This is a genomic window from Cohnella zeiphila (genome assembly GCF_014212055.1).
Taxonomy (GTDB): Bacteria; Bacillota; Bacilli; order Paenibacillales; family Paenibacillaceae; genus Cohnella; species Cohnella zeiphila.
Map to the genome: position 1 here is coordinate 1 of NZ_JACJVO010000060.1, position 8,346 is coordinate 8,346.

Annotated in this window: 5 protein-coding genes and 1 pseudogene; 4 read left to right on the top strand and 2 right to left on the bottom strand. The window is 62.3% G+C overall.

The features are described from left to right. Positions 1–716 (bottom strand): MFS transporter (locus H7C18_RS33805; protein ID WP_185133548.1); only part of this gene is annotated, 716 nt, incomplete at its 3' end. 81 nt (positions 717–797) lie between these two features. Between H7C18_RS33805 and H7C18_RS33810 the strand changes: the two genes are divergently transcribed. Next, complete coding sequence (locus H7C18_RS33810) at positions 798–1,679, top strand: LysR family transcriptional regulator (RefSeq protein ID WP_185133549.1); 882 nt, start codon at positions 798–800, stop codon at positions 1,677–1,679. On the opposite strand, the gene H7C18_RS33815 is transcribed toward H7C18_RS33810, so the two are convergent. Further along, positions 1,676–3,250: an ATP-binding protein gene (locus H7C18_RS33815; protein WP_185133550.1), complete on the bottom strand. Its 1,575-nt coding sequence runs from the start codon at positions 3,248–3,250 to the stop codon at positions 1,676–1,678. The genes H7C18_RS33810 and H7C18_RS33815 overlap by 4 nt on opposite strands. Positions 3,251–3,436: 186 nt before the next feature. Between H7C18_RS33815 and H7C18_RS33820 the strand changes: the two are divergent. The 3 genes and pseudogenes from H7C18_RS33820 to H7C18_RS35910 all read left to right on the top strand — a co-directional run bounded on the left by H7C18_RS33820 (position 3,437) and on the right by H7C18_RS35910 (position 7,667). Next, positions 3,437–4,628: pseudogene (locus tag H7C18_RS33820) on the top strand (exonuclease SbcCD subunit D). Beyond that, positions 4,606–6,870: an AAA family ATPase gene (locus H7C18_RS33825; protein WP_475572000.1), complete on the top strand. Its 2,265-nt coding sequence runs from the start codon at positions 4,606–4,608 to the stop codon at positions 6,868–6,870. The pseudogene H7C18_RS33820 and the gene H7C18_RS33825 overlap by 23 nt, the downstream one beginning before the upstream one ends. Next, a complete protein-coding gene (locus tag H7C18_RS35910) occupies positions 6,855–7,667 on the top strand; it encodes an SbcC/MukB-like Walker B domain-containing protein (RefSeq protein ID WP_185133552.1) in 813 nt (270 codons plus the stop codon). The genes H7C18_RS33825 and H7C18_RS35910 overlap by 16 nt, the downstream gene beginning before the upstream one ends. The last annotated feature ends 679 nt before the right edge of the window (positions 7,668–8,346 follow it).

Here is an 8,346-nt window from a genome sequence, read left to right on the forward strand (position 1 = left end):
AACAGCCCGAGCAGGACGAGGCTTCCGATGCCGAGCTCCCATCCGCCCCGCGTGACCGCCAGCAGCAGCAGCGCCACGGCCGCTGCGAGCAGGCCGCCCCCCAGCCAGTCGCTGCGGCCGCTACGTCCCGTTTCGTCACCCAGGTAGCGGCGATAAAGCGGCAAGGTGAAGACGAGCAGCAGCGGGACGGCGAACAGCCAGCGCCAGCCGGCGAAGCTGACGATCGCGGAGGCGACGACCGGGCCGAGCACATTGCCGAGGGCAAGCCCCGTCGCCGTGATGCCGAGCGCGCGGCCGCGCGTCTCGAGCGGGAAGAAGCGAACGGGGATGAGCATCGAGGCCGCGGGGATGACCGCCGCTCCCGCCGCCTGCAGAATGCGGCCCGACAGCACGCCCGCGAACGAGGTCGAGGCCATGCCGACGACGGAGCCGGCGACGAACAGCGCAACTCCGGCCGTCATCAGGTTTTTGAGCCGATATCGGTCGGCCAGCTTGCCGTAGAAAGCCGATCCGACCGCATAGACGAGCAAGTAGATCGAGGAAACCCAGCTGACCTGGGACAACGTCAGGTTGAAATCCGCCTGCATCTGAGGTATCGCTAGATTGAACATGGTTGCGCTCATGGACGAGAGCACCATCGTGAGCGCCAGGATTCGAATGAGCTTTTCGCCCGCAGCTTGCACTCCGCATTCCTCCTTCTTCTTTGCACCTCCCATTGTACAGTGGCAAATCGATACTTTAAAATATATAATCATATATAGAATCATATACTTCAGTATATGGAAAGGGTGTGCGACATGGAGCTGCTGCAGCTTGAATACTTCCGGACGGTCGCCCGGCTGGAGCATATGACGAGGGCGGCGGAGGAGCTCCGAATCGCGCAGCCGGCGCTGAGCAAGACGATCTCCCGCTTGGAGGAAGATCTCGGCGCGCCGCTCTTCGACCGTCACAGCCGCCAAATTCGGTTGAACGCGTTCGGCAAGGCGTTCCTTCCGAAAGCGGAGGCTGCGCTAACGGCGCTGGAAGAAGGGAGAAGGGAAGTGGCCGATCTGGCGGGGCTTGCGCGGGGAAACGTGCGGATCGCGACCAACGCGCTCAATCGGATATCGGGGGCGCTGGGCGCTTTTCGGGAGCTGCATCCGGACGCTTCCTTCCGGATCGTGCAGGTGGCGCCGGCCGCGATCGGGGAGATGACCGAGCTGCTGGAAAAGGGAGAGGCGGATTTGGCGTTTACGGCTGCTTCGATCGATCGGCCGGGCATCCGCGAGCAGCCGGTACTGCGGTCGGAAATTCATCTGGCCGTCCATTCGGGCCACCGCTGGTTCGGAACCCGCACGGACATTCGGCTTGAGGAAGCGGCGAACGAACCGTTCATCGAATACAAAACCGGCCATCCTTACCGGAAAACCAACGAAGATTTCTGCCGCATCGCGGGCATTCGTCCGCCGATCGTCTGCGAGGTGGAGGAGCCGTCCGCCTTGTACGATCTCGTGCTGGCGGGCTTGGGCGTCGCCTTCGTGCCCGGGGGCAAGGCTCATGACGAGACCAAGGCCAGGCACCTTCGCATCGTCGAGCCTGTCATGTACCGCGACTTCTCCGTCGCCTGGCACGAGGACCGCTATCAATCGGCGGCCGTCCGGCAGTTCAGGGAGTTCCTCGTCTCCCGCTTCGCCGATTAAAAATTGCCGGCGGTGTCCGGCTGCTGCTTGCCGAGGTGATCGGACAACGCGTGCTGCAGCGTCCCTTTGGTGACCGCTTTGTTCTCGAAGCTTAAGCCGAGCCGGATCATCAGCTTCACGATGGCCGGCCGAAGCCCGGTGATCACGGCTTGGCAGCCCATCATCCGGATGCCGTCGATCATGCCGATGATCCGCTTGATGATGTCGGCCTCCATCTCGATGACGCCGGACAAATCGATGATCAGCGTCTCGATTCGGTCGGCGCCGATCTTGGTAATGACCTTATCTTCGATCGTATCGGCGCGCAGCGGGTCTATGACGCCGATGAGCGGGAGAATGGAAGTGGAAGCCGTCAGCGGAATGATCGGCACCGACAAATCTTCCATTAAATTTCGCTGCGACCGGATCAGATCGTCCTTATATTGGGAGTAGCTCAGGAAGAACTGGTTCAGGAACAGGTCCATCAGCTCGTTGATCCTTTTTTCCAGGACGAAAAACTGCTTCTTCTCGACAATCTGGCCGCTCAGACGGTCGTAATTATAAAGGAAATCCCACATCACCCGCCGCACGGATTGAAACCATTCGAGCTTGAAGGCGAGAGTCACCGAATGCTTGGCCCAGGTGACGCCTTCCGCTTTGGCGAACATGACGACCTCCCGCTCTCTTCCTTCCACGGTATGGATCACCAGCTTGTGGGCGTTCTCCAGCAAGTCGATGTCTCCGACCGCCAGAATCTCGTCGATCTTCTCCCGGACGCTGACGGCCTCCTGCAGAAGCCTCTCTTCGAATTTCTCGCGGTTCAAGCGAAAAAAATCGCTCAAGCTTTCGGTGTCGGACCATTGCAAATCCAACCGGACCACCTCTTTATCTCTTTTGCTGCCGGCTTCCTTCGGAAACGCGATGACGAATTTCGTGCCCGTCTGTTCTTCGCTCTCGACGTCGATCGTCCCGTTATGCTGGTAAATAACGGAGAACACCTGAGTCAATCCCATCCCGGTTCCGCTCTGCTTGGTGGAGAAGAACGGCGTGCCCAGCATCGCGAGCTTGTCTCTCGGAATGCCGCTTCCGCTGTCCTGGACGGTGACGACGACGGAATCTTCGGTGACCGTATGGCCCAGCTGAATGGTGCCTTTGTCCGGGATCGCTTCGAAAGCGTTCTTGAGCAGGTTGAAAAACGCCTTTTTCAACTGATTCTTTCTTCCGTATATGTACGAGCCGTGATCCTCGAAGCGCTCCACAATGGTTACCCGATAAAATTGATCTTGAAACAGCTGGGTGAGCGAGGAAAGCTCGACGGTCAAATCAATCGATTCGAAAGGCTCGTCGTCGAGCTCCGGACGGGATACCTGAAGCAAATTTTGCAGGATGGCCAGAGCGTTCTCCAGTTCCGTCTGCGCGATCTCGATATAGCGTTCTTCGTTTCTCTCGCGGAGCAGCTGCAAAAAACCTTTGACGGCTGTCAGCGGATTTTTGACTTCGTGCGCGATGCCCGCCGCGATCTGTCCGACGGAAGCAAGATGACTCAGGTGGATGTCGTTCTTCTTCTCCTCCGTCAACTTCTCGATTCCCAAATCCCGATTCCTCCGCTTGCTGACGCGAAACGCCGGTTTTGCGCTTGTCGCGCCTCCTCATTTTTTTTCAAAGGCTACTTTCAGTATATCGCTTCCGGCGGATTTTGCACTATCGTTATTCGCGTTCGGAACGCCTCCTTACCTGCTATAATGATAGAATGATAGCGAAGGGGAGGGAACGGACGAATGAAGTTTTTCCATACGGCGGACTGGCATCTGGGGAAGCTGGTTCAGGGCGTATATATGACGGAAGACCAGCGTCACGTCTTAAGCCAGTTTATAAGAGACGTCGAAAAAGAGAAGCCGGACGCGGTCGTCATCGCGGGCGACCTGTACGACCGGGCGGTGCCGCCGACCGACGCGGTCGAGCTGCTGAGCGAGACGCTCAAGACGATCGTGCTCGATCTGCGCACGCCCGTTCTGGCCATATCGGGCAACCACGACAGCCCGAGCCGGCTTCACTTCGGAAGCCGGATCATGAAGGCGGCCGGCCTCCACATGGTCGGCGAGCTGGAAGATTCGCTCGTCCCGGCGATTCTCCATGACGAGCACGGGCCGGTTCATTTCTATCTCGTTCCGTTCGCGGATCCGGCAAAGGTCAGGCTGGCGCTCGAGGACGAAACCATACATACGCACGACGACGCCATGAAGGCGATCGCAAGCAGAATCAGAGAGACGGCCGTTCCCGGCGCGAGGAACGTTTTCGTCGGCCATGCGTTCGTGACGCCCGCCGGAGAGGCGGAGCCGAATACGAGCGATTCGGAACGCCCGCTGTCGATCGGGGGAGCGGAGCATGTGAGCGCGGCGCACTTCGCCGGGTTCGACTACGTGGCGCTGGGCCATCTTCATCAAGCCCACCTTGTCGGCCGCGAGACGGTCCGGTATGCGGGTTCGCCGCTCAAGTACTCGATCTCGGAGGAGCGGCACCGCAAAGGATATCTTGCGGTGGAGCTGGACGGNNCGGATCGAACGGAGGGAGCTTTCGCCGCTCCGCGACATGAGGACGGTGGAAAGCTATATGGAAGCTATCGAGCGCGGGGAGAAGTCGGACGATTACGTGTTCGTCCGGCTCCTGGACGAGCTTCCGGTGCTGTCGCCGATGGAGCGGGTGCGAGCGGTCTATCCGAACGCGATGCACGTGGAGCGCAAGTCGGCCTTGGCGCAGCTAGGCGGCGAACCGGACGGAGACGGTCCCGGAAGCCGGACGGGCATGGACATGATGACGCTGTTCCGGTCGTTCTACCGGGAAGCCAAAGGAGCGGAGGCTTCGGAAGAGACGGAGCGGCTGTTCGTTCAAGTCTTGCGGGAGATGGACCGGGAGGAGGGCGAGAGGCATGAGGCCGGTCAAGCTGACGATGACGGCGTTCGGGCCGTATAAGGACAAGGAGACGATCGATTTCGCGGAGCTCGGCGAGCACCGGCTGTTCCTGGTCTCGGGCAATACCGGCGCCGGCAAGACTTCGATCTTCGACGCGATCTGCTTCGCGCTGTACGGGGAAGCGAGCGGGGCGGACCGCAGCGACACCCGCATGCTGCGCAGCCAATTCGCGCAGGACGACGTCTATACGGCGGTCGAGTTCGAGTTCGAGCTGAGGCGGCGGACGTATCGCGTCGTTCGTCAGCTGGCGCACGTGAAGGAAGGCAACAAGAGCGCCACGGGCGAGAGGTACGAATTCGTCGAGACGACGAGCGGCCGGGAGAAGCCGATGGTCGACCGGAACGCGGTGCGGACGATCAACGAGCGGCTGCTCGGCCTGCTCGGCCTGACGAAGGACCAATTCAGCCAGATCGTCATGCTTCCGCAAGGAGAGTTCCGCAAGCTGCTGACCTCGGACACCGAGAACAAAGAGGAGATTTTGCGCAAAATTTTCCGGACGCATCTGTTCAAGGATGTCGCCGAGTATTTGAACGACAAACGCCGGGCGGCGCAGTCGGCGTGCGAGGGGGCGAAGCGGGAGCTCGACTTCCATACGGCGAACGTCGGCCTGGCGCTCTCGGACCGCGAGGAGTCGGAGCTGCGCCGCCTTCTGGAGCAGGAGAGCTACAATACGTTCCAGGTGCTGGAAGCGTTGGAGGAGGAGCTCGCCTTTTACCGGGCGGAGACGGAGCGGCGAAGGGAGCGGCTCGCGGCGGAGACGAAGGCCCATCGCGAGCAGGTGGAGCGCTATCACCAGGCCGTCCTGTTGAATGGGCAGTTCGCGGAGATGGACCGCAAAACGCAAGAGAAGGAAGAGCGGGAACGGCAAATTCCCGCGATCCAGGAGAAGCAGCGGCGGCTGGAGCTGGCGGAGAAGACGCTTCCGCTCCAGGTGCGCGAACGTCATGCGGCGGACGCCCGCGAGGAAACCGCTGCAAAGGAGAGGCAGCTGGAAGCGGCGCGGGAAGCGATGCGGCTCGCCGCGGAGGCGCACGGACAGGCGGAGGAGGCTTATCGCGCGGAGGAGAGCAACGGCGAGCGGCGGGAGAAGGCGGTCCGGGAGCTGGAACGGATGGAGCGGATGGAGCCGACCGTTCGCGAGCTGGAACGGATGCGGACCCGCCTGGAAGAGCGGGAGCGGGAAGCGAAAGCGGCCGGGGAAGCGCTGCGGGCGGCGGAGGCGGCGGCTGCGGCCGGCCAGGAGGAGCGGAAGCGGCTGGCCGAGCTGGCCGGCAAGCTGGAAGAGGACGTTCGCGGGTATCCGGAGCTGAAGGAACGGTTCGACCAAATGCTCGTTTCGGCCACTGCATTGCGCGACTACGTGCAGCTGGCGAAAGACGCCGCGGCCCAGACGGACGCCGAGCGGGAGCAGAGGGAACGGCTGGCGGAAGCGGCCCGGGAGTACGACGTCCTGGAGGCGAGCTGGCTGGAGGGACAAGCCGGGCTGCTGGCGGAGCATCTCGCGGACGGCCAGCCGTGTCCGGTATGCGGCGGCCTGGAGCATCCGCGCAAGGCCGCGCTGACGGCGCGGACGCCGACCCGGGAGGCGCTGGACGAAGCGCGGAAGCGGCGCGCGGAGCTGGAGTCGGCGCATCTCGCGACGAAGGCGAAGCTGGAGCATTTGACGGAGGCGCGGCAGGCGAAGGAGCGGGAGATCGCCGAGTCGGGTTATCCGGCGGACGCTTCGGCCGCGGCTTCGGCGTATGCCGAGCTGGTGGAGGCGGGCAAGGCGATGCGGGCCCGGGTGGAAAAGCTGAAGCAGACGCAGGCGGAGCTCGATCCGCTGAAGCAGCGGCTGAAGCAAGCGGAGGCGGCGTACGAGGCGCGGCTTCGGGAGAAGGAGGAGCGGGCCTCCTTCTATCAGGAGAAGAGGACGGCGGCCGTCACGGGGAAGGCGCTGTACGAGCAAGCGCTCGGCGGCGTGCCGGAGGATCTGCGGTCGCTGGACGCGCTGCTGCGCGAGAAGCAGGGGGCGGAAGCGCGGAAGCGGCAGCTGGAGTCGGCTTGGCGCGCGGCGCAGGAGCGGGTGCAGCAGGCAGGGGAGCAGCGCGCGGCGGCGGCGGCGAACGCGGCGGCGGCCGAAGGGCAGTTTGCGGAGGCGCGGGCGAAGCTGGAGCGGACNNCGAGCTGGCGCTGGCGGGCTTCGCGGCGGAGGGCGAGTATGAGCGGGCCAAGCTGCCGGATGCTGTGCGGGCGGATTTGAAGCGGGAGATCGACGTCTTCTATGCCGACCTGGCCACGGTGCGCCGGCAGGTGGAGGAGCTTGATGCGCAGCTTCAAGGCAAAGCCCGCGCCGATACGGAGGCGTTGGCGGAGGAAATCGCGCGGCTGGAGCGGGAGCTGGAGTCGGCGCGCCATGCGCTGCTTCAGGCGCAGGATCGGCTGGCGAAAGGCGAGGAAGGCCGGGAGCAGATTCGGGCGGCGGAACGGAAGCGGAAGGAGTGCGAGCAGGAGTTCCAGGTGGTCAAAGACCTGTACGACGTCATCCGGGGCGACAACCGGCGCAAGATGTCGTTCGAGCGCTATCTGCTGACCGAATTTCTCGACCGGATTCTGCAAGCCGCCAACCTGCGGCTGCAGACGATCTCCGGCGGCCAATTCTATCTCGCCCGCAGCGACCGGCTGGAGAAGCACGGCAAGCAGAGCGGCCTCGGCCTGGACGTGTACGACAACTACACCGGCCAATTCCGCGACGTCAAGTCGCTGTCCGGCGGCGAGAAGTTCAATGCTTCGCTTTGCCTCGCGCTCGGCATGGCGGACGTCATCCAGGCGTACGAGGGCGGCATCTCGCTGGAGACGATGTTCATCGACGAAGGGTTCGGCTCGCTGGACGAGGACTCGCTCGGCAAGGCGATCGACACGCTCGTTCAGCTTCAGCGGACGGGCCGGATGATCGGCATCATCTCGCACGTGCAGGAGCTGAAGCAGGCGATCCCCGCCGTGCTGGAGGTGCGCAAGACGGCCGAAGGCCACAGCTGCGCCCGGTTCCGGATCAGCTAGCGGATCCGGCCTTCTGAACCGGCGCCGCGGCTCATATACATGCTTCTGAAGGAGCGTGAGCCGAGTGGACAAGACGGTCAAACGGTATTTCGACTTGAAAAAGAAGCAGAAGGAGATCGAGCAGGAGCTGGCCGAGCTGCGCGGGCAAATTCTCGATCATTGCGCGGAGCAAGGGGCGGCAGAGCTTGCGGTCGGCCGGTACTTCGTCAAGATCGTCGATCAGGACCGCCGGGAGTACGACGATCAGAAGCTTTACGACGCGCTGCCGGATGCCTCGGTCTGGCGGCTGCTGTCCCGGGCCGATACGTCCAAGATCGCCGGGCTGATCAAGCTGAACGTCCTNNAAAGGCACGTTTACGATCAAAAAGGTGTCGTCCTTATCGGTGGAACGGCAGTAATCCGACCCTTCTGCTTTGTTCGTTTGCCCCATACGGTCGATCCGGAAGCTTCGGCTCCGCGATCGGCCGTTTTTTTATAACGGACATGGGAATGTCTTCTGATTATCAAATCGTGTCGCGATTCTGAAAAGACCGGTCCCAAGGCCCGGAATATACTCTATCTGGAAATAACAACGCTTAATCCCGCGCTACCTCCGCCCCTTCTACCTTCTTCGGCGTTTCTATTCCTCACCTGAATCGTCAACCGTCCCCATCACCTCAAAACACGCGATGAACGGGAT

Coding starts and splice junctions, on each gene's coding strand:
- H7C18_RS33810 (WP_185133549.1), top strand. CDS start 798: ATGGAGCTGCTGCAGCTTGAATACTTCCGGACGGTCGCCCGGCTGGAG.